This window comes from Ralstonia sp. OTU4908 (genome assembly GCF_038440115.1).
GTDB classification, from domain to species: Bacteria; Pseudomonadota; Gammaproteobacteria; order Burkholderiales; family Burkholderiaceae; genus Ralstonia; species Ralstonia pickettii.
The window spans coordinates 17,724-36,856 of the sequence record NZ_JASATD010000025.1 but is presented as its reverse complement, the minus strand read 5'-3'; the positions used below and the strand labels follow the sequence as shown (position 1 = coordinate 36,856).

The 19,133-nt window shown below is 61.7% G+C and carries 20 protein-coding genes; 13 read left to right on the top strand and 7 right to left on the bottom strand.

What is annotated here, in order from left to right; translation table 11 throughout:
- Positions 1 to 65: 65 nt before the first annotated feature.
- Positions 66 to 530: a transcriptional regulator NrdR gene (gene nrdR / locus AAHM38_RS18720; RefSeq protein WP_004629525.1), complete on the top strand. Its 465-nt coding sequence runs from the start codon at positions 66 to 68 to the stop codon at positions 528 to 530.
- Positions 531 to 564: 34 nt separating this feature from the next.
- Here the strand turns inward: nrdR and AAHM38_RS18715 are convergent, their stop codons facing one another.
- The 6 genes from AAHM38_RS18715 to AAHM38_RS18690 are packed head-to-tail and all read right to left on the bottom strand — an operon-like array spanning position 565 to position 6,946.
- Positions 565 to 1,065: a type IV pilin protein gene (locus tag AAHM38_RS18715; RefSeq protein WP_425328657.1), complete on the bottom strand. Its 501-nt coding sequence runs from the start codon at positions 1,063 to 1,065 to the stop codon at positions 565 to 567.
- Positions 1,047 to 4,472 (bottom strand): pilus assembly protein, encoded by a 3,426-nt coding sequence (locus AAHM38_RS18710; protein WP_009238847.1) that lies wholly within the window; start codon positions 4,470 to 4,472, stop codon positions 1,047 to 1,049. The genes AAHM38_RS18715 and AAHM38_RS18710 overlap by 19 nt, the downstream gene beginning before the upstream one ends.
- Entirely contained in the window at positions 4,472 to 5,062 is a 591-nt protein-coding gene (locus tag AAHM38_RS18705) for a pilus assembly PilX family protein (protein WP_009277301.1), read from the bottom strand. Before AAHM38_RS18705 ends, AAHM38_RS18710 begins: the two co-directional genes overlap by 1 nt.
- Complete coding sequence (locus tag AAHM38_RS18700) at positions 5,059 to 5,802, bottom strand: PilW family protein (RefSeq protein WP_009238849.1); 744 nt, start codon at positions 5,800 to 5,802, stop codon at positions 5,059 to 5,061. The genes AAHM38_RS18705 and AAHM38_RS18700 overlap by 4 nt, the downstream gene beginning before the upstream one ends.
- On the bottom strand, positions 5,799 to 6,356 hold the full coding sequence (pilV, locus tag AAHM38_RS18695; protein WP_009238850.1) for a type IV pilus modification protein PilV: 558 nt from the start codon (positions 6,354 to 6,356) through the stop codon (positions 5,799 to 5,801). Before pilV ends, AAHM38_RS18700 begins: the two co-directional genes overlap by 4 nt.
- The gene (locus AAHM38_RS18690) at positions 6,347 to 6,946 is read right to left on the bottom strand and encodes a GspH/FimT family pseudopilin (RefSeq protein WP_108912248.1); all 600 of its coding nucleotides are present in this window, start codon (positions 6,944 to 6,946) and stop codon (positions 6,347 to 6,349) included. Before AAHM38_RS18690 ends, pilV begins: the two co-directional genes overlap by 10 nt.
- A gap of 579 nt (positions 6,947 to 7,525) precedes the next feature.
- On the opposite strand from AAHM38_RS18690, the gene AAHM38_RS18685 reads away from it, so the two are divergent.
- From AAHM38_RS18685 to AAHM38_RS18635, 11 genes are all read left to right on the top strand, one after another.
- Positions 7,526 to 7,726 carry a type IV pilus modification PilV family protein gene (locus AAHM38_RS18685; RefSeq protein WP_080517510.1) on the top strand — a complete coding sequence of 67 codons (201 nt, stop codon included), beginning with the start codon at positions 7,526 to 7,528 and terminating at the stop codon, positions 7,724 to 7,726.
- 1 nt (position 7,727) lies between these two features.
- Entirely contained in the window at positions 7,728 to 8,660 is a 933-nt protein-coding gene (locus AAHM38_RS18680) for a PilW family protein (protein WP_009238853.1), read from the top strand.
- A gap of 29 nt (positions 8,661 to 8,689) precedes the next feature.
- Positions 8,690 to 9,445: a pilus assembly PilX family protein gene (locus AAHM38_RS18675; protein ID WP_009238854.1), complete on the top strand. Its 756-nt coding sequence runs from the start codon at positions 8,690 to 8,692 to the stop codon at positions 9,443 to 9,445.
- Positions 9,442 to 9,846 carry a type IV pilin protein gene (locus AAHM38_RS18670; RefSeq protein ID WP_009238855.1) on the top strand — a complete coding sequence of 135 codons (405 nt, stop codon included), beginning with the start codon at positions 9,442 to 9,444 and terminating at the stop codon, positions 9,844 to 9,846. Before AAHM38_RS18675 ends, AAHM38_RS18670 begins: the two co-directional genes overlap by 4 nt.
- Positions 9,834 to 10,415 (top strand): GspH/FimT family pseudopilin, encoded by a 582-nt coding sequence (locus tag AAHM38_RS18665; RefSeq protein ID WP_080517509.1) that lies wholly within the window; start codon positions 9,834 to 9,836, stop codon positions 10,413 to 10,415. Before AAHM38_RS18670 ends, AAHM38_RS18665 begins: the two co-directional genes overlap by 13 nt.
- 23 nt (positions 10,416 to 10,438) lie before the next feature.
- Positions 10,439 to 11,551: a bifunctional diaminohydroxyphosphoribosylaminopyrimidine deaminase/5-amino-6-(5-phosphoribosylamino)uracil reductase RibD gene (gene ribD, locus AAHM38_RS18660; protein WP_012761451.1), complete on the top strand. Its 1,113-nt coding sequence runs from the start codon at positions 10,439 to 10,441 to the stop codon at positions 11,549 to 11,551.
- A gap of 6 nt (positions 11,552 to 11,557) precedes the next feature.
- Positions 11,558 to 12,211, top strand: coding sequence for a riboflavin synthase (locus tag AAHM38_RS18655; protein WP_004629548.1), 654 nt, complete (start codon positions 11,558 to 11,560; stop codon positions 12,209 to 12,211).
- 127 nt (positions 12,212 to 12,338) lie between these two features.
- Positions 12,339 to 13,478: a bifunctional 3,4-dihydroxy-2-butanone-4-phosphate synthase/GTP cyclohydrolase II gene (gene ribBA, locus AAHM38_RS18650; protein WP_116576829.1), complete on the top strand. Its 1,140-nt coding sequence runs from the start codon at positions 12,339 to 12,341 to the stop codon at positions 13,476 to 13,478.
- A 91-nt stretch (positions 13,479 to 13,569) separates the two neighbouring features.
- The gene (gene ribH / locus AAHM38_RS18645; RefSeq protein ID WP_004629552.1) at positions 13,570 to 14,070 is read left to right on the top strand and encodes a 6,7-dimethyl-8-ribityllumazine synthase; all 501 of its coding nucleotides are present in this window, start codon (positions 13,570 to 13,572) and stop codon (positions 14,068 to 14,070) included.
- 27 nt (positions 14,071 to 14,097) lie between these two features.
- Entirely contained in the window at positions 14,098 to 14,565 is a 468-nt protein-coding gene (gene nusB / locus AAHM38_RS18640; protein ID WP_012761449.1) for a transcription antitermination factor NusB, read from the top strand.
- A 42-nt stretch (positions 14,566 to 14,607) separates the two neighbouring features.
- A complete protein-coding gene (locus tag AAHM38_RS18635; RefSeq protein WP_012761448.1) occupies positions 14,608 to 15,792 on the top strand; it encodes a pyridoxal phosphate-dependent aminotransferase in 1,185 nt (394 codons plus the stop codon).
- Positions 15,793 to 15,869: 77 nt separating this feature from the next.
- On the opposite strand, the gene AAHM38_RS18630 is transcribed toward AAHM38_RS18635, so the two are convergent.
- Positions 15,870 to 17,054, bottom strand: coding sequence for a lytic transglycosylase domain-containing protein (locus AAHM38_RS18630; RefSeq protein WP_009238862.1), 1,185 nt, complete (start codon positions 17,052 to 17,054; stop codon positions 15,870 to 15,872).
- A gap of 537 nt (positions 17,055 to 17,591) precedes the next feature.
- Here AAHM38_RS18630 and ubiD point away from each other — a divergent pair.
- The gene (gene ubiD, locus AAHM38_RS18625) at positions 17,592 to 19,103 is read left to right on the top strand and encodes a 4-hydroxy-3-polyprenylbenzoate decarboxylase (RefSeq protein ID WP_116576828.1); all 1,512 of its coding nucleotides are present in this window, start codon (positions 17,592 to 17,594) and stop codon (positions 19,101 to 19,103) included.
- Positions 19,104 to 19,133: the final 30 nt, after the last annotated feature.

Below are 19,133 nucleotides of genomic sequence, written 5' to 3'. Positions count from 1 at the left end.
GGGCCATCGCGGCGTTGTTCTTTTAGCGCAGTGCGTTCTTTGAGGTTGCCGAGGAGACCACCGGCATGAAATGCCCCTTTTGCGGCCACGCGGCCACCCAGGTCATTGATACCCGCATGTCGGAAGAAGGCGACACCGTGCGCCGCCGCCGTCGTTGCGAATCCTGCGACCGCCGCTTCACCACCTACGAACGCATCGAGCTGTTCTTCCCCGCCGTCGTCAAAAAGAACGGCAGCCGTGTCGACTACGACCGCAACAAGGTCAAGGATTCCATGCGCCTGGCGCTGCGCAAGCGCCCCGTTTCCGCCGAGGCCATCGACGAGGCCATCGCCCGCATCGAAGAAAAACTCCTCAGCCACGGCGAGAAGGAAATCGGCAGCGATCGCGTGGGCGAGCTGGTGATGCGCGAACTCAAGCGGCTGGACAAGATCGGGTACATCCGGTTTGCGTCGGTGTATCGGAGTTTTGAGGATCTGGCTGAGTTTCGGGACGTGCTGGATGAGGTTGCGGCGACGAATGTGCGGAAATGAAAAAGGGCCCCGACGGGCCCTTTCTTGTTTCCTGTTACCAACACTGCGCTGACGTGGTACCCGCAGCCATGTTTGCGTTGCTTTGTACGCCGAGTTGGTTGATGGTGTATGTCCCACATGCATCGGCCGTCTGCGGACTGACCGGCACAGCGGAAGCGGAATAGCCAGGCGCTGCAGCACCACTCGCGCCGGCCGTGCCCGTTACCGCAACATTCAGCTGATAGTACGACTGCGTGCCAGACTGAATGGCGAACGGAAAGCTCGCCGCCGCATAGCCCAGCGAAGCGGGCGACGCTGCATAGTTATTCTGCAGTGTAAAAAACCGCTCTTGGCGCACTGCCAAATCCAGCAGTGCGGTCTTCGCATCTGCCCGGTGCGATTTGAGGATGTATTGCTGGTACGACGGATAGGCGATGCGGGCCAGGATGGCGATGATCGCTACCGTGATCATCAGCTCCATCAACGAGAAACCGCTTTCGCCACGTGACAGGGTAGAAGTTGTATTTCGACTCATGATCAGCGCAGCTTGGTCCAAGTCATGCGCGAGCCAACACCGGCGGCGCTCGGGTTGATCTGGTTGACCGTACCCGTGCCGTTCACTGTCTGCTGCACCAGATACGGCAGCTTGTTGGCGGTCACGATAGACGGTGTGCCGGTACCACTCAAACCGATACCGCTGACAATGCCGCCGTTGAGTGTCGGGAAGTTATTGTTGTTGTCACCGAAGAACGACGCGGTGCCCGCCCCACCCGATGCGACAGAGATGGCCATGGTGTAGCCAGACGCAGGCGTCGAGGTACAGGACAAAACCTGTTGCGTGCCAGGCACCGTCGTGTTGACAATGAACATGCCATAGGCGAGCGTTGGGTTATAGACCACCTGTTCATAGTTGGTAACCGCACTCGAACCAGAGCCCGTGGTGGTGCTGGGCAGCGCGAGCTTCCAGCCGAACTGGGTATTGGCAGTACTGCTAGTGCCACACGCTGTCGAACCCACCCAACACACCTTGTTGTTGCTCACAGTCCGGTAGGACGGCATCGTGCCCGAACTGACGGACGTGTTGGTAATGCTCTGCGTCTGCAGGGTCGACGCAGTCACCGTCTGCGGGCCGGTCAGGGTTGCATAGACCGCAGCCGCCGGTGCGATCGCGTTCCAAGCGTTCATGTTCCAGTCCCAGACACCATACAGGGACTGTGCAGTGTTGCTGGAATAGGCGGCTGCGCTGGTCTGCGTTACGGGGAACGCCTGACCGGTGCCGAAGCTGACGAGCACACGCGGCGCTCCTGTGCCGCTACCCGGGATGGCTGCAACCGCCACCTTGCTGGTGATCGGTTGACCAGCCGGCGTTGAGAACATTGGCGCGCTGGAAACGCTCCAGGATGCTGGATTCTGCGACGTCAGATCGAAACGCCAGACGTTGCCGAACGCATCGCCTGCGTACACATAGTCGGTAATGTGATCGCCATCAAGATCCGCTGGCGTTACATAGGCGATACCGTTCTTATTGTTGGCTTTCAGAGGATCCTTGCTCGGGCCGTAGCCCGTGTCGAGGTAGTAGAAGGATGTGGTTCCATCGCTTGCCACCAGCATGATGTACAGACCTGCACCACCGCTTGAGCTATTCAGTCCATTTCCGAATAGCACCGCCCAATTGCCATTGTGAAGACGGCGGATCACTGGGGTACCGTAGGTGTTACCAAGATAGCTGGCACAACCGGCGACGTTGGTGCACTTGAGATTGGCGGACGACCATTCGCCGATAACTAGCGAGCTGGCGTTGCCCTCACTGAAGTTGGCGGGATTAGTGATATCGAGGGCATAAAGAGCGCCCGTGCCTACGCTCGTGTTGTCCGCAATCGCGCCGGAGGCGTTGCCACCACCACCCAGCCCACCGACCAGCCACGTATGCCAGGCATTTTTGTAGTAGAGCTCGCCTGTCCCGGGAGTCGCATCCACATACAGATTGTGCGCATACGAAGGGGAGCTGAAATCCAGTTTGCCGTTGGTGTTGTAGATGGTGTTCAGGGCCGCTGCCGGCATGTAGGCAAGAACTTCCTTCCCGTCGTTCGGCGTCGTCGCCGTAGTGAAATTGCCATTGGCATCGTAACCACCTGCACGGAAACCATGCAGCATGCCGTCATTTGCGCCAACGTACACAACGTTCGCCCGCTGTGCATTATTGGTCTTGAAGAGGGCATAGCTACCGGCAGGCTCGGACGGAGTTGCCGAGGAATAAAGAGAATCCACCCAAGGTCCGGTATACGGTGCCGATGGCGCTCCGACCCAGGTCGGGCTGGAGTTCATGATGTCGCCCATCACGCCAGTACGGGTGCGGAAGGCGCCGCCACTGGCGACCTCTTTGCTGCGATCTCCACGCAGATAGAGTTGACGCGGGCTGCTGGTGCTGCTCGCGGAACTACTGTCCAAAACATTCTTCTGCGCTGATGTGAGGTTCGACCACTGGAACGGAATGCCGCTGGTGCCATTCCACGTCAAAATGCTTCGCGCTGAAGGGGCTTGCGCTGTCACAGTGGACGTAGAACTGATGGCCGGGCATGCCCCGCCGGTCAAGGTGCAACTGGCATTCCAGTTGGCATTGGTTGCGATGGAGACAATGCCCGTGGTCGGGTCCATCACCAGGTTCTGCGCGGTCAACTCCCCCCACCAGTTGGTCGGATGATAGTAGGCGAGATACACCTGCGTCCCGGCTTCCACGCGAGCCGACTGCTGCACGTTGGTACCTGCTGAACTGTTGGCTTGCCCCACCGGAGCCGCCTTGAAGCAGGTGATTTCGTGCACGTTGCTGCCACCGCCGGTACCGGCTGAGAAACCAAAGCGGAATGACGCAGGCAGCGGCCCGTTCGACGCGGTGATACTTTGGTTTGTGATCACAGGCTGCGCTGTGCCGCCATTCACGCTATATGAGAGGCTCAGCAGACCGTCTTGTGTGATACTAAGTGCGTAGGTGATGGGGGTCGCGTTCCCCCGAACCGCCTTGCTGCCACCTGCCGAATTCTTTCCAGCAGCTTCCTGGCTATAGAGCTTGACGGTACTACTTAACGTATCGCCGCCAAGATAGTTGTAGTTATATGGAATCTGCTCGGTCGTCTGGCTGCCGTCGTCGATGTAGTAACCGTTCGCGTCCTGCTGCCCCGTACCGCTAAAGTTGTATAGATAGCCTGCTGCACACGTGCTCTGCACAGCGTTCATCTGCGTCGTGCTCAAGGCCGACGGATAATACTTCGCGTACTTAGTGGACAAGTTCGCCCAGTTGGTGTTGCCCGCACCGCGCAAGCTAATGCGACCGGGAATTGCGCCACCGCTGGCTCCGGAGCTGGTGTTGTCGCCGGCGTTCGAGAAGTTTCCGAACTCATCGATACCGAGGCCGATATAACCACCCTGCACGCCATCGTACGTAGGGTTGCCGTTAGAACAGCTGTAACCCAGACTGCCCCCCAGCGCCCCGACCGTAGCCGGGTACTTTCCGTCGGCCAAGAAGAAACTGATGCCGTCAGCGCCGGACGCTTGGCCAGCGGCATTCTTATAGGCATTACCACCGTACGTCACCGTCGTGAACGTTACCTGTATGCCCTGATTGGTCGGGAAGGTGAAGTTGGAAACGACAGCGCCCGTCTGGTTATTGCCGTTGCTACCCGTGGTTGTATCACCATTGGTCAGACGCAGAGCCCCCGAGCCCACCGCATCGGGAAGCGTACCAGTGACGCCCCCCACCAGGGTCGTACCACTGTAGTAGCTGAGCCCCGAACACGCCGGAATTGTGCCGCTGCCATTGCCCGCGGTCAGGCAAGCACCATTGAGGGCCTTCCAGTTATATGAAGACGAGGCACCCGTCAGCGTGTCGCTGATCACCAACTGCGCCCTGGCAACACCTGGCAGTAGCGCAGCGGTTGCCAGCAAACCCACCCGTTGAATTGTTTTCATCACTGTTGCCCCAGATCTTTGGCGCCAGAACTAATGCGATAGGTGCTCTGCACCACTGCTGCTGTCGTTGCATCACCGCCAAAACCATAGGCGGTGACTTGGAAAAGCTGAGCAAGCCCGTTCGGGCTCATACCCATGTAGTTGATGTATAAGCCTGGGACACCTGCGTAGTTGATATCCCCCGCTGGAGAGCTCGCACCGGCCATGCCCCCACCGCCGTTCGCCGTCATGGAAGGCGGCAGATAGGTTGACCCAACGCCCCACGGCAAAGTAGAGGGGGTCGCCAGAGCGGTGTTGCACACCCGCATATTTGCGAGCGTGTTGCCATTGTTTACACCTGAGCACGCGATGCCGGGCGAGCCGTTGCCCTGCCCCAGCCACCATTCGCCGTACTGAAGGGCGCTCTGTGCAGCCTCAAGCGCACGCTGCTTATCTCGCGTGTTGGCCGCAATCTTCTCTTGCAAGCCAAAGCTACGGAACATGCCAATAGCAAACAGCGTGAGAACAACCAGCAGAAGCAATCCAACAACGAGGGTGTACCCACGGTCAGCGCGATTTGGCAGCTTGGAAAAACGCATGGTGATGCTCATGACTGATTCTTCAGGCCGATGTTCTGCACCCACGTTGTGCTCTGCGCCTGCCCAACTTGGTTACCAAACTGTGTCGTAAAGGTGAGCGTGACCTGAACGGTATGGACTTGCGACCAATAACCCGACGCCGCCACCTGCGCGGCGGTCAGATAAGAGTCGTCATAGCCGTTGCTGTTGGTATCAGTGCCATACAGCACGCTCAATCTGGTGACGCCACTCACCAGCGGTACCGTGGTAGTTACACCGCTGGAGATAAGCGTCATCGCGCATTGCAGTTCGTTATTGGCATTGACAGACAATGTGTTGATGTAGACCTGCTGAGCGCCGGTCGTGTTTGTCTGGCCCAGACAGTTCATGGTGCCGTCCCCACTGGCAGTCGCAAACCGAGTTGTTACCGTATCCGTACCTGCGGTGGCACCCGAAGTACCGGAAATCACCTGGCCGGCAGCCAGCGAGCCATTCGCCGGGAATGCCGATAGGGCCGTGTTGACTGTCGGGTTGGGGAAATACCCCGCCTGCTGTACAACATTGGTCAAGATGGTCAGCGCCAGTCGCTCATTGTCTTGCAACTGCGCAAGCTGATCCTGGCTCGTGAAGCTCTTCTGCATGTTCACGAATACAACGACCACGCCAGTCATGATGAACAGCGCAATCACCATAGCGATCAGTATCTCGACTAGGCTCGTACCGCCTTGGCTGCGTGCCGATTGCATCCGGTGCGTCATCGAATTGGCGCTCATGGCTGGACGTAAACCGTAAAGCTCTGGGTGGACGCCGTGACCACCCCGGACGCTGACGTTGTGCTGTTGATCGCGACGTACTTTTCATTCCAGCTCACCGTGATGTTGCAGCTCACCGGCACACCCGTTGCCGTTGTGCAATTGACGGTAGCGGAATAGCCCGGGAAGTTCGCGTTCATCGTGCTGGCCCATTGCTGAACATCGTATGCAGCCAATTGAGCCGGCGTACAGGACTTCCCAGAAAGGCACGCGCCGGCGGTCAGTGTCTGATTCAACACATTCGAGCTGTCTGTGATAGTCGTGCCCGTCACGCTAAACGTTGCGGGAGCTGTGCCTCCCGCAGCCCAGAAAGCGCTATTTCCGTGCATGGCGGCTGCTAGGCTTTCGGTCTGCAGCGCAACCAGCGAACGTATGCGCGAGATCTGCGTATTGCCCACTGCTGCCGCCTGAATTTTTGCCAAACCCAGCAGACCCACGCCAACCACCACCATGGTGATCAGCGCCTCGATCAGCGAGAATCCAGCCGCAGCACGGCGCCGCATAATCAGTTGCATGCGCCGGTCCCCTTCGTCTGTACGATTTGCCGGCCGACCATGTTGATCGCAACGCACCGCGTTGCACTGTCATTGACTGGCGCCGCGGTATGTAACGTCATCGTGACGGTGCCATTGATCAAATTGGTCGCGAACCCATCGCGGTTATACGTCACCGCAGAAGCCGCGGGACTGGGCCTGAACGTATCGCCGCTCGGAAGGGGGCCACGCACGCGCAGCGGTACATCGCTGGTGGAATCTGTCGTACCCGAGCCATTGATGTCATTGAAGACGATCCAGCCGGCTTCCCAATTACTCGTGTTGGTCGTATTGCATGCGGTACCGTTGGACGATGGACAAAGACTAACCGGCTGTCCGCGCTTGATCGCCTCACTACGAGCAAATTGCAGATCGTTGACCAAAGAATTGGCTTCGGCCTGCAACCGCGTCCGCTGTGTAAGCCCGACATACGATGGTGTCGCTATTACCGCCAGAACCGCCACGATCGCCAACGTCACCATCAACTCAACCAGCGAGACGCCCTGAATGCGTTTCGAGCGAATGCAATCGGCGCGCCCCCGCACGCCGCTTCGCCCATTCGGGTGCGACATATCTGTATCAATTTGGCTGTGACACGACACTTTGTCGGCGCGAACGCCGACAGCTTCGCCACGCCATTCTCCCTGGTACCCAGACCAACGGTTGCGTGACGATTGAAGTTGATGCGCGGTAAGGTGATTGCGGACCGCTGCCGCCATATCAGTGCAAAAAACGACTGGCTAGAAACCCACATCGCCCAATGGGCGAGATCCCGTTAAGCATGACTCGAACCCCCGACTATTGTTTTATGCGGCAGTCACGACGCAATCGAGTTCGCGCGCTGCCAATTTGGAACTAATTTGAGTTCTTCTACGATGGCTCACGTCCGACCCCCGTGAACGTGATCATCTGCGCGACAAAAAAGCCCAGGCAGATTGCATCCCCGGAATAGTGGGGAATTAGTCAAAAAGTGTCAACAACCCCCTCCTTCAACCGCGAGATTCGGGAAAGCCAGTGTTGGTGAAAAACCAACGATCCGTCGCAACATGGACGCCGCGCGCCCGACTCCCGGGGAGGGTATTGACCAGATATGACAGTTATACGGCCAAATTCACACTAACTTGAGCGACTTTCGAAGTGTCCGTCGACTCATGCCTGCCTGCCATCACGTCAAGCGCCAACACGGCGCCATCTTGCTCGAATCCCTTGTCGCACTTGCCGTATTGTCCCTATGTGCGGCGGGCACCTTGACCGCACTTGAACGGATGGAGATCACCAGCCAAAGCCTGCGACAGCTATCGACCAACGTCCGAACGCAAAACAACCGGGCCGAATCCGCAAACGTGCACTGACATGTGCCGGCTCTCTCATGCTCGGCGGGGCGCGACGCTTGCGGAGTTGCTGATCGGCACGCTGGTCGGGCTGATCGTGCTTGGCATCGCGCTGCAACTGACACTCCTGGCCCGTGCAAGCTATCAGCGCGTTGCCGACGATGCCCTGATCGAAAGCCGCGGCACGCAAGCGCTGGAATTGCTGACAATGGCACTGCAGCATGCAGGGTGGGCAACCGATACGCCAGCAGCATCGCCAGAGCGCCGATGGCCAGACGCGAAGGCGACGCTATCGATTCAAGGTGCGGACAGTTGCACCCCTCCCGAAACGGAAGTCCTTGGCTGCAACGGCAGTGGCATCCGAAACAGCGATGCCGTGCTGGTCCGCTTTGCTGGCCGCAGCATGCATGCCAACCCGCAGCGAGCTGACGACAGCATCATCGATTGCTCCGGCTACGGGGTCGCTGAGCCGGTTCAAAACGGCGGCGACGACCAGCGCGCGGGATACATGCTGCTTTATCTCGCCCGATCGACGGATCAAGAACCGCAGCTCATGTGCCGCTCGCGAAGGCATCAAGCCGGTCAGACTGTGGGGGGCCGTTGGACATCTAATAGCATGGTCCGCGGCGTCGAAACAATGCAGCTTCTGTATGTGGTTCGCTCCCCCGGCGGCACCTCGAGCACGACACTGTCCGCGCGGTCGCTCACTACCGAGCAATGGCGCCAGGTTCAAGCCGTGCACATCGCGCTGGTCGTTCGCGGCGAATACAACACGCCCAGGTCAGCCAACAAGGCCACGTCCACACTCGCGCTATTTCCCGACCTCAAGCGAGTTGAAGGCGCCGACGCACAGGACTTGCACTTCACGCCAACCGAACCCCAACGCCGTCGTGCCGTTTTCACGGCAACGGTACGCTTGCGCAATCCACTCGCCTGCGATGTGGACGTATGTTGAGCGTTAGCGCCAAAGCGCGTGGTTTCTCGATGATGGTCGTGATGCCTGCGGTGGTGTTGCTCGGCCTACTGACCACGGCGACCTTCCATCTGGTGTTGGATCAACGACACCGCACGTCTCTCACGGCCGATCGTGCCTTGGCCAAATACGGCGCCGAAATGGCGCTGAATGCGGCGGAGTGCGAACTGTCCGTCGCCACCGAAACGCCCACGAACCTCGAATGTATGGCGGCCTTGCCCCGGGAACGTATCGCCGCCCTGGAACCGGGTTCGCGACGAGGCTTCCTCATGGGAGCGTGCGGCAGCGACGTCTCGCTCGGGCTATGTCAGCCGCAACCCGACCAGTCGCTCTGGATGTTGGCGCGACTGCTCGATGCAACCACCCTCGCCGTAGAGATCGACGCACGCCTCCCAGGCACCCTGCGCACTGCTGGCCGCACTGCGCGGTACGTCATTGAGCCGATTCCCGATCGATGGCACGGCCAAACTCGGCATAGCGATGACACGCCACCGCTTTGGTTGTATCGCATCACGGCAGCAGGATTTGGCGCCGACCCCGCGGTCAGTGTCGTGCTGCAAACAGTCTTCCGCCCCCGAGTGCCGCGCCATACATCCACGCCTCAGACCACCACCGAAGCTGCACTGCCCACCATTCGACCCAGTGGCACGGTGACACAACGCGTCTACACCACAAGCGACCAGCACGACGCAACCGCCCCCCATTCGCAAACCTTCATGCTCGGCCGCCTGAACTGGCGTGAGCTGATCGAGGAGGGCCTACGATGAAGTATCGCTATGCCGCATTCACGCTTGTCGAGCTTACGATCGCATTGGTTATCGCTGCGTTGTTGACCGGCGCCGCCATACAAACCTGGTCGAGACACCATGAGCGCGCGCGGCGGACTGCGGCGCATGCGGCGCTGGTCTCAACCATGGTGGAATTGGAACGCCAGTATGCGCACACAGGCAATAGCTCCTCACCGGCCAACATTCCGGAATACATCTCCGGCTATCACTTGCTTGCTGGCCCGTGCGATGGGCGTGCTGCCGCACATTGCATTGAAGTCGTCGCCCAGCCGGTGCACGCGGGCACCGACTGCGGCGCGCTTATCCTGCGCAACACCGGCGAACGGTTCACGCAGATCGGCAATACGCGCCAACCGGCATCGCCCGCATGCTGGCCATGAACGCGTCTCGTCTGCGGGCCGGCTTCACGCTGACTGAGCTCGTCGTCGTCCTGAGCGTGATATCGATCCTTGCGGTGTTCGCCGCGCCCGCAGCGTTGAATTGGTGGCAACGCGAGACCGTCGTCGTTCTGGCCGACCGCTTTGTCAGCGCGATCTCGCTGGCGCAGACCATGTCGCGCGATCAGCGTGCGTGGGTCCACCTCGGCCCGTCCAACGCTGGGCAAGGCTGGTCGTCGGGATGGGCGATGTATATGACGCCCTCGCCGCAAACGCAGGCGACGCCCCTTGAACCCGGCACCCAAGATATCTTGATGCGCGTGTCGCCGCCTGTGATGCCGCCCGTCGAATTTGCGTTCACGGCGTCACAGCAGGATGTCGACACCCTCTCTTTTGCACCTGTGGGATACTCGCGACAGCGCAACGGCAGCCAGCTCTACGGCACGCTGACAATCCGATCTGGAGCACATGAGCGGCGGGTCCGTATCAGTTCCGCAGGCCGCGCCCGCATCTGCGATCCGGCCAAGGACACCAAAACGTGCGGCACTGGCGCCTCGGCTAACAACGATTAACCCAAACTCCCGTTTTCTTGCTCATGTTCTCCGACTTCGACCACGCCATGATGCAGCGCGCCCTGGCGCTGGCCGAGAAGGGCTTGTTCACCACCACGCCCAACCCGCGCGTCGGGTGCGTGATCGTGCGAGACGACACCGTTATCGGCGAGGGCTACACACAACCCGCCGGCCAGGACCACGCTGAAGTCCAAGCCATCAAGGATGCCCAGTCGCGCGGCCAGGACGTGCGCGGCGCCACCGCTTATGTGACGCTGGAGCCCTGCAGCCACTTTGGCCGCACCCCGCCCTGCGCAGATCGACTGGTCGAAGCAGGCATTGCACGCGTGGTGGCGGCCATGGAAGATCCAAATCCTGCCGTCTCCGGGCGTGGTCTGCAGAAGCTGCGCGATGCCGGCGTGGACGTGCGTTGCGGTCTGCTGGAGCGCGAGGCGCGTGAGCTGAACATCGGTTTCGTTTCGCGCATGACGCGCGGCACGCCCTGGGTGCGCGTAAAGGTCGGCGCATCGCTGGACGGCCGCACCGCGCTGGACAACGGCGTCAGCCAATGGATTACCGAAGCCGAAGCGCGCAACGACGGGCACCGCTGGCGCGCGCGTGCCTGTGCCATCCTGACCGGCATCGGCACCGTACGCGAAGATAATCCGCGACTGACCGTGCGCGCCATCAACACTCCGCGCCAGCCTCGCCGCGTGCTGATCGACTCGGCGCTGGACGTGCCACTCGACGCCCACATCCTCACCGCAGATGGGCACCACGAGCCGACGCTCATTTTTGCCGCTCAACCCGAAGCTGGCCGCATGCGTGCGTTGAGCGAGCGCGGCGCGGAGGTCATCCTGCTGCCGAACGCCGCAGGAAAAGTCGATCTGGCCGCAGTCCTGCGCGAACTGGGTCGCCGCGAAATCAACGAGCTGCACGTCGAAGCCGGCTTCAAACTCAACGGCTCGCTGCTGCGCGAAGGGCTGGTTGACGAGATCCTAGTCTATCTGGCGCCCAAGGTGCTCGGCTCGGGCCAGGGCATGTTCAATATGGGGCCGCTGCAGACGCTGGAAGGCGCGGCCGAATTCTTCTTTCACGATATCTCGCGCATCGGGGGCGATCTCCGCATCCTGGCGCGCCGCAACCCGACGGATTGATTGCTTATGTTCACCGGAATCGTCGCCGCAGTTGGCCGTATTGAAACCGTCTCGCCGCTTGGCGACAACGCCGATGCCGGCGTGCGCTTGTCCATCGACGCCGGCGGCCTGCCGCTAGCCGACGTGGCCTTGGGCGATTCGATTGCCATCCAGGGCGCATGCATGACGGTCGTCGCCAAAACCGAGACCCGCTTCGACGTGGATGTATCGCGCGAATCGCTGTCCAAGACGGTCGGGCTGGAACGCCCCGGCGAGGTCAATCTGGAGAAGGCTCTGCGCCTGGCTGACCACATCGGCGGGCACCTCGTATCCGGCCATGTGGACGGCCTGGGCACGGTCACATACTTCGCGCCGGTCAACGAATCGCACGAACTGCGCGTGCGGGCTCCGGTAGAGCTGGGCAAGTATCTGGCCTACAAGGGCTCCGTGGTGGTGAACGGCGTGTCGCTTACGGTCAATTCCGTCCGGGACGATGCCGACGGCTGCGAGTTCTCGATCAATCTGATCCCGCACACCGTGGCAGTCACCACGCTCAAGCACTTGAAGGCCGGCAGCCAGGTCAACCTGGAGATCGACCTGATCGCCCGCTACGTGGAACGCATGTTGACCCACGCCGCTATTGGCCTGCCCGTGGGCACCCAACCCCTGGCAGCCGTTTGAACCATTGGCCCCACTGGCTTGGGGCCGCCTTGGCGTACAATAGCGGGCTTCCCATTTACGCAGTCGCACGGCCCCCGAAATCACCGATTGGCGGGAGTTGACCGGCGGCGCGCACCCCTGCTACGCCATGTCGATCGCCACAGTCGAAGAAATCATTGCCGAAATCCGCGCCGGCCGCATGGTCATCCTGGTCGACGAGGAAGACCGTGAGAACGAAGGCGACCTGATCCTGGCGAGCGATTTCGTCACGCCAGAAGCCATCAACTTCATGGTCACGCACGCGCGCGGCCTGGTGTGCCTGACGCTCACCGAAGAGCACTGCGACCAGCTCGACCTGCCGATGATGGCAAGCCGCAACGGTACGCAGTTCGGCACCAATTTCACCGTATCGATCGAAGCGGCCGAAGGCGTGACCACCGGTATTTCCGCGGCCGACCGCGCACGCACCATTCAGGTGGCGGCCGCCAAGAACGCCAAACCGTCTGACCTGGTGAACCCGGGCCACATCTTCCCGCTGCGGGCCCAGAAGGGCGGCGTGCTGATGCGCGCCGGCCACACCGAAGCCGGTTGCGACCTGACCGCCATGGCGGGCCTGACACCCGCCGCCGTAATCTGCGAGATCCTGAAGGACGACGGCACCATGGCGCGCTTGCCGGACCTCGTGGAATTCGCCAAGAAACACGGCCTGAAGATCGGCACGATTGCCGACATGATCCAATACCGCAGCCGCACCGAGAGCATCGTCGAGCGCGTCGGCGAGCGCACGATGGAGACGCAGTTCGGCACGTTCCATGCCGTTGCCTTCCGCGACCGCGCGGCCGGCCGCGCCCATCTGGCGCTGGTCAAGGGCACGCCGACGCCGGACACCGAAACGCTGGTGCGCGTGCATGAGCCCCTGTCGGTGCTTGATCTACTGGAATGCCAGCGCACGACGCACTCGTGGAGCGTGCCCGCCGCGCTGCGCGCCGTGCAAGCGGCCCCGACGGGCGTCGTCGTACTGCTCAATTGCGGCGATTCGGCGGACCGCCTGTTCACCCAGTTCACCGCGCTGGATGCACCGCACGAGCGCCCACGTACCAAACCCGATCCGCGCATCTATGGAATCGGCGCACAGATTCTCAAGGAGGTTGGCGTGGGCAAGATGCGGGTGCTGGCCTCGCCACTCAAGCTGCCGAGCATGGTCGGCTACGATCTGGAAGTGACGGCGTATCAGTCGATGGCGGATGCGCCAGGCGTCACTTCTGCTTCCTCCACCGCCACGCATTGAATGTTGCGCGGTAGCAAAGCTGCCGCGCAGGCCCTCTTTTTTTTGACGTTGCCAGATAGACAACCTCAGGCAACCCCAACCGGAATACACCATGGACCACGGCTTCTACCCGACCAATCTCAACGGCGAAGGCCTGCGCATCGGCATCGTCCAGGCGCGTTTCAACGAGCCCGTGTGCGAAGCACTGCGAGAAGCTTGCGTCGCTGAACTCGAACAACTCGGCGTGGCCGGCGAAGACGTGCTGCTCGTGACTGTGCCGGGTGCGCTGGAAGTCCCGCTGGCCCTGCAGAAGATGGCCGAATCGGGCCAGTTCGACGCGCTGATCGCGCTGGGCGCAGTCATCCGCGGAGAGACGTACCACTTCGAGCTGGTATCCAACGAATCGGGCGCCGGCATCACGCGCGTGGGCCTGGACTTCAACATCGCCATCGCCAACGGCATCCTGACCACCGACACCGACGCACAGGCCCATGCCCGCACCCGCGAAAAAGGTCGCGACTGCGCCCGCACCGCCGTCGAAATGGCCAACCTGACCAACGACCTCGACGGTCTGCAGGATCACGGCCAGGACGACGACGGCGAGAATGAATAAGCGCTTCCTCGCGCAAAGGCTTTTCCCATGACGCAAGACAATTCCCAAGCCAAGACCAAGGCCCCCGCCAAGAGCGCGCGCCGCCGTGCACGCGAACTGGCGCTGCAGGGTCTGTATCAATGGCTGCTCAATCGCAACGACCCGGGCGTGGTCGAGGCGCATCTGCAGGACGCGCAAGGCTTCAACAAGGCCGACCGCGCGCACTTCGACGCGCTGCTGCACGGTGCGATCCGCGAAGAAACCACGCTGACCGAGGCGTTCACGCCGTACCTGGATCGTCCGGTTGCCGAGCTGTCGCCGGTCGAGCGTGCCGCCCTGCTGGTCGGCGCGTACGAGTTGGTGCACTGCGTGGACATCCCGTACAAGGTCGTGATCAACGAGGCCGTTGAACTGACCAAGACCTTCGGCGGTGTGGAAGGCTACAAGTACGTCAACGGCGTGCTGGACAAACTGGCCGCTCAGGTCCGCGCTGTCGAGGTCGCTGCCCGCCGGTAATTCGGCGTCTGCCGTTCGCTTTACCTTTTGCCTCGCTTGAAGATGGACGCCCACCGCCTGCAGACAGCCGCCCGGCTGGCCAATATTCGCGCCTTTCACGTGATGGAGCTGGCCAAGCAGGCCCGCGAGCTGGAACTGGCGGGACGCAGCATCATTCACATGGGCATCGGCGAGCCGGACTTCACCGCCGCCGAGCCCGTCGTGCAAGCCGCGGCGGACGCCATGCGGCGCGGCGTCACGCAGTACACCGGGGCCTTGGGCATTCGCCCGCTGCGCCAGGCTATCGCCCGCTACTATCACACCGTCTACGGCCTCGAGATTGCACCCGAGCGCATCATTGTGACGGCGGGCGCGTCGGCGGCATTGCTGCTGGCGTGTGCGGTGCTGGTGGAGATCGGCGGCGAAGTCCTGATGCCCGATCCGAGCTATCCGTGCAACCGTCACTTCGTGGCTGCCTTCAATGGCGAGGCAAAGCTGGTGCCGTCGGGGCCGGACGAACGCTTCCAGTTGACGGCTGCGCAGGTCGACGCTCACTGGGGCGACCGCACGCAGGGCGTGCTGCTGGCCTCTCCTTCCAATCCGACGGGCACGTCGATCCTGCCGGATGAGCTGCAGCGTATTGTGCAGACGGTACGCGCGCGAGGCGGATTTTCGATCGTCGACGAGATTTACCAAGGCCTTTCGTACGACCAAGCCCCCGTCTCGGCACTGTCGTTCGGCGACGATGTCGTCACGATCAACAGCTTCTCCAAGTATTTCAACATGACCGGCTGGCGACTCGGCTGGCTGGTGGCGCCCGCCGAACTGGTGCCCGAGTTCGAAAAGGTCGCGCAGAACCTGTTCATCTGCGCGTCGGCGGTGGCGCAGTACGCGGCGCTCGCGTGCTTCGAGCCGGAAGCGTTGGCGATTTACGAAGAGCGCAAGGCCGAATTCCGCCGCCGCCGGGATTTCATTGTGCCGGCCCTGGAATCGCTCGGCTTCAAGGTACCGGTCAAGCCGGACGGAGCGTTCTATGTTTACGCCGATTGCCGAGGCGTGAACCATCCGCGTGCCGACGATGCCGATGCCCTCACCCAGTCGATGCTGCACGACGCGGGCGTGGTGCTCGTGCCGGGACTCGATTTTGGACCGCATACAGCGCGGCACTACATCCGGCTGTCCTACGCCACGTCGATGGCACATCTGGAAGAAGCGGTCGCACGGCTCGGCAAGCTATTCGGTCGATAAAGCACGCTTCGTATCGCCAAAACAAAAAGGCCATCCCGGAGGACGGCCTTTCTATTTAGTGCAGCGAATCAAGCTGATCAGGCTTGGCCCTGCGACTTACTGTCCAGACGCGCCTCTTCCTGTTGGCGTGGGGCCGGTTTGTCGGTCGGCTTGGCGGCTTGCGTCTTCACGTCAGCCTGCGCCACGGGCGCGGCTGTCGCCACCGGCTTCACCGGTTCACGTTCGGATGCCGCAGTCATCGGCGAACGATGGCCCGTCGCGACCATGCGCAGGCGCGAACGCTCCTGCAACACCTTGCCGCCGTAGCCGCCATCGCCCTGGGTCACGGCCCCGACATACAGCTTCAGGCCGCCCTCGATCGATCCTGCGCGTGCGATGCAATCCTTCAGTACCAGCGCACCGACCTTGATGTTGGCGTACGGGTTGAGCGCTGCACCGACGCCGCCCATCACTTCGTACTTGTCCTGGTGGACCTTCGTCATGACCTGCATCAGGCCCTGCGCACCCATACCGCTCTCGGCGAACGGGTTGAAGCTGGACTCGATCGCCATCACGCCAAGGATGAGCAATGGATCCAGGCCGACTTCCTTGCCGGTCTGATACGCAGCCTTCACCAGCTGGCCGGTGGCTGTAGCCGCCACGCGATACTTGCGGGCAATGTATTCCGCCACGGCAGCCTGCTCTCGCGGGGTACCGGCGGTTGCCGACTCACGCGCGTCGCGGACGACTTGCGTGTTCGGAATCTGCGCAGCCAACTCGGCCACGGACGGCACCTTCGAAAGCGCGTCCCAACCTGCCGCCGCGACCGTGCCACCCTGGGCCGTCGCCGGAGCGACAGCTTGAGCGGCGCCCGTGCCGGCGGACGGCGCTGTCGGTGCAAAAGCCACCGGCTGCACGCCAGCCGCAATTGCGGGTGACGGATTTGCCGAGGCGACACTGGTGTCGACACCCGGCGTGAAATGCAGCACGCGTTGAGCGACCGTGGCACGCCACTCGCTGTTCAGCGAGAGTGCAACTGCGGCCGCGACCGCCAGCAAGCCGATGCTATTGAGCACGACATGCCCGCTGCGGAACACCAGCAGTACGCCAGGATGCAACTCATTGCGGGACGCGGCGGCGCCCCCTGCGTTCAACTCCATGCGCAGCTTACGAGGCAGCGCAACTTGACCGGCACGCGCGAGGCGGCGGCCAACCGGGGCGACGAGCCGGCGTTGCAGCGCCGATCCGATCCCGGAAGAATGAAGGGTTTTCCAACCGTTCATACTTACCTCCGTCCGCTGCTCAGATCCGGTAGACGCCTTTCTTTTGCATGGCGCCGTGCGTTTCAGGTCGCAACGGTTTTTAGTAAGGATGCCGCGCTGTTGCAGTCAGCCGGCATCTGTTGGGGGCACTCCCCTAGTGCCCAGAGAAATGCGGGCCGTGTCCTTGGGGAGGTCACGTCCCGCAGCGATGCTGATGTGCTCTGGTGTCGCCCCTCACATGGTTGAGAACAGGGCGAAGGCATTAGCCGAAAACATGTTGCGTTGCAACAATTACCAGATCGGATTGGATTGTAGGAAGCGCGTTATGCCAAGTCAATCATAAAGAAATGATTTTTCATATCCAAAAGTTATGATAGGCGTCCCGTTGTTGGGACTAGCTGACCTGCGACGCGTTCTGTCATCAGGGGGCCATGCGGTTTTGGTCGTACAATCGCGGCCACCCTGCCTACACCAAAAAAATGTCGCCCGGACGACCGTTCGGGGGGCGGCCCGTCCGCGTGATAGGCGATCGACCTTACCTTTGGTTACAAAATCTCCATGCAATACAGAGACTTACGTGACTTTCTCGCCCAGCTCGAGCGCACGGGCGAACTGCGCCGCGTACACCGGCCGGTGTCGCCGCGCCTGGAAATGACCGAAGTCTGTGACCGTCTGCTGCGCGCCGAAGGCCCAGCGGTCGTCTTTGAGCAACCAGTGGACGGCGCACAGAAGTACGACATGCCGGTGCTGGCGAACCTGTTTGGCACCACGCGTCGAGTGGCGCTGGGCATGGGCGCGGAGTCGCTCGATGAACTGCGGGACGTCGGTCGCCTGCTCTCGGCGTTGAAAGAGCCCGAACCGCCGCGCGGCCTGCGTGAAGCCGGCAAGCTGTGGACAATGGCCAAGGCCGTGTGGGATATGGCGCCGCGCAAGGTGTCGTCGCCGGCATGCCAGGAGATCGTGTGGGAAGGGAATGACGTTGATCTCTCGCGCATCCCCGTACAGACGTGCTGGCCCGGCGATGCGGCGCCGCTCGTCACCTGGGGGCTGGTCATCACGCGCGGGCCGCACAAGAAGCGGCAGAACCTGGGGATCTACCGGCAGCAGGTCATCAGTCGCAACCAGCTCATCATGCGTTGGCTGGCGCACCGCGGCGGCGCGCTGGATTTCCGCGAGCACGCCATCGCCAATCCGGGTCAGCCGTTTCCGATTGTGGTGGCACTGGGCGCCGACCCGGCCACCATTCTTGGCGCGGTGACGCCGGTGCCGGACACGTTGTCGGAGTACCAGTTTGCGGGGCTGCTACGCGGCAGCCGGACCGAACTTGCGACATGCCTGACGCCGTCCTTGGCGCAGGCGCAACTGCAAGTGCCGGCCGGCGCCGAAATCATCCTCGAAGGCCATATCCAGCCGGACCCGACGCACCCAAGTGGCTATCAGCATGCGCTCGAAGGCCCCTTCGGCGATCACACCGGCTATTACAACGAGCAGGACTGGTTCCCCGTGTTCACGGTCGAGCGCATCACGATGCGCCGCGACCCGATCTATCACTCCACATATACAGGCAAGCCGCCCGATGAGCCGGCCGTGCTCGGCGTGGCGCTCAATGAAGTGTTCGTGCCGCTGCTGCAGAAGCAGTTTCCGGAGATTACCGATTTCTATCTGCCGCCCGAGGGCTGCAGCTATCGCATGGCGCTGGTCAGCATGAAGAAGCAATACGCCGGCCACGCCAAGCGCGTGATGTTTGGCGTGTGGAGCTTCCTGCGGCAGTTCATGTATACGAAGTTCATCGTGGTCGTGGACGACGATGTGAACCTGCGCGACTGGAAGGAAGTGATCTGGGCGATCACCACCCGCGTGGATCCGGCGCGCGATACGGTGATGGTGGAAAACACGCCGATCGACTACCTCGATTTCGCCTCCCCGGTGTCGGGCCTGGGCTCCAAAATGGGCATCGATGCCACCAACAAATGGCCCGGCGAGACCACGCGAGAATGGGGCCAGCCCATCGTCATGGATACCGCTGTCAAGGCCCGCGTCGACGCCATGTGGGACACGCTCTTCCAATAACCACAAGGCTCGGCGGTCCGGTCTGCGAGC

Excerpts from the sequence above, each read along its gene's own strand:
- nrdR (WP_004629525.1), top strand. The coding sequence starts at position 66 with ATGAAATGCCCCTTTTGCGGCCACGCGGCCACCCAGGTCATTGATACC.
- AAHM38_RS18710 (WP_009238847.1), bottom strand. The coding sequence starts at position 4,472 with ATGAAAACAATTCAACGGGTGGGTTTGCTGGCAACCGCTGCGCTACTG.
- AAHM38_RS18705 (WP_009277301.1), bottom strand. The coding sequence starts at position 5,062 with ATGAGCATCACCATGCGTTTTTCCAAGCTGCCAAATCGCGCTGACCGT.
- AAHM38_RS18700 (WP_009238849.1), bottom strand. The coding sequence starts at position 5,802 with ATGAGCGCCAATTCGATGACGCACCGGATGCAATCGGCACGCAGCCAA.
- pilV (WP_009238850.1), bottom strand. The coding sequence starts at position 6,356 with ATGCAACTGATTATGCGGCGCCGTGCTGCGGCTGGATTCTCGCTGATC.
- AAHM38_RS18690 (WP_108912248.1), bottom strand. The coding sequence starts at position 6,946 with ATGTCGCACCCGAATGGGCGAAGCGGCGTGCGGGGGCGCGCCGATTGC.
- AAHM38_RS18685 (WP_080517510.1), top strand. The coding sequence starts at position 7,526 with ATGCCTGCCTGCCATCACGTCAAGCGCCAACACGGCGCCATCTTGCTC.
- AAHM38_RS18680 (WP_009238853.1), top strand. The coding sequence starts at position 7,728 with ATGTGCCGGCTCTCTCATGCTCGGCGGGGCGCGACGCTTGCGGAGTTG.
- AAHM38_RS18675 (WP_009238854.1), top strand. The coding sequence starts at position 8,690 with ATGATGGTCGTGATGCCTGCGGTGGTGTTGCTCGGCCTACTGACCACG.
- AAHM38_RS18670 (WP_009238855.1), top strand. The coding sequence starts at position 9,442 with ATGAAGTATCGCTATGCCGCATTCACGCTTGTCGAGCTTACGATCGCA.
- AAHM38_RS18665 (WP_080517509.1), top strand. The coding sequence starts at position 9,834 with ATGCTGGCCATGAACGCGTCTCGTCTGCGGGCCGGCTTCACGCTGACT.
- ribD (WP_012761451.1), top strand. The coding sequence starts at position 10,439 with ATGTTCTCCGACTTCGACCACGCCATGATGCAGCGCGCCCTGGCGCTG.
- AAHM38_RS18655 (WP_004629548.1), top strand. The coding sequence starts at position 11,558 with ATGTTCACCGGAATCGTCGCCGCAGTTGGCCGTATTGAAACCGTCTCG.
- ribBA (WP_116576829.1), top strand. The coding sequence starts at position 12,339 with ATGTCGATCGCCACAGTCGAAGAAATCATTGCCGAAATCCGCGCCGGC.
- ribH (WP_004629552.1), top strand. The coding sequence starts at position 13,570 with ATGGACCACGGCTTCTACCCGACCAATCTCAACGGCGAAGGCCTGCGC.
- nusB (WP_012761449.1), top strand. The coding sequence starts at position 14,098 with ATGACGCAAGACAATTCCCAAGCCAAGACCAAGGCCCCCGCCAAGAGC.
- AAHM38_RS18635 (WP_012761448.1), top strand. The coding sequence starts at position 14,608 with ATGGACGCCCACCGCCTGCAGACAGCCGCCCGGCTGGCCAATATTCGC.
- AAHM38_RS18630 (WP_009238862.1), bottom strand. The coding sequence starts at position 17,054 with ATGAACGGTTGGAAAACCCTTCATTCTTCCGGGATCGGATCGGCGCTG.
- ubiD (WP_116576828.1), top strand. The coding sequence starts at position 17,592 with ATGCAATACAGAGACTTACGTGACTTTCTCGCCCAGCTCGAGCGCACG.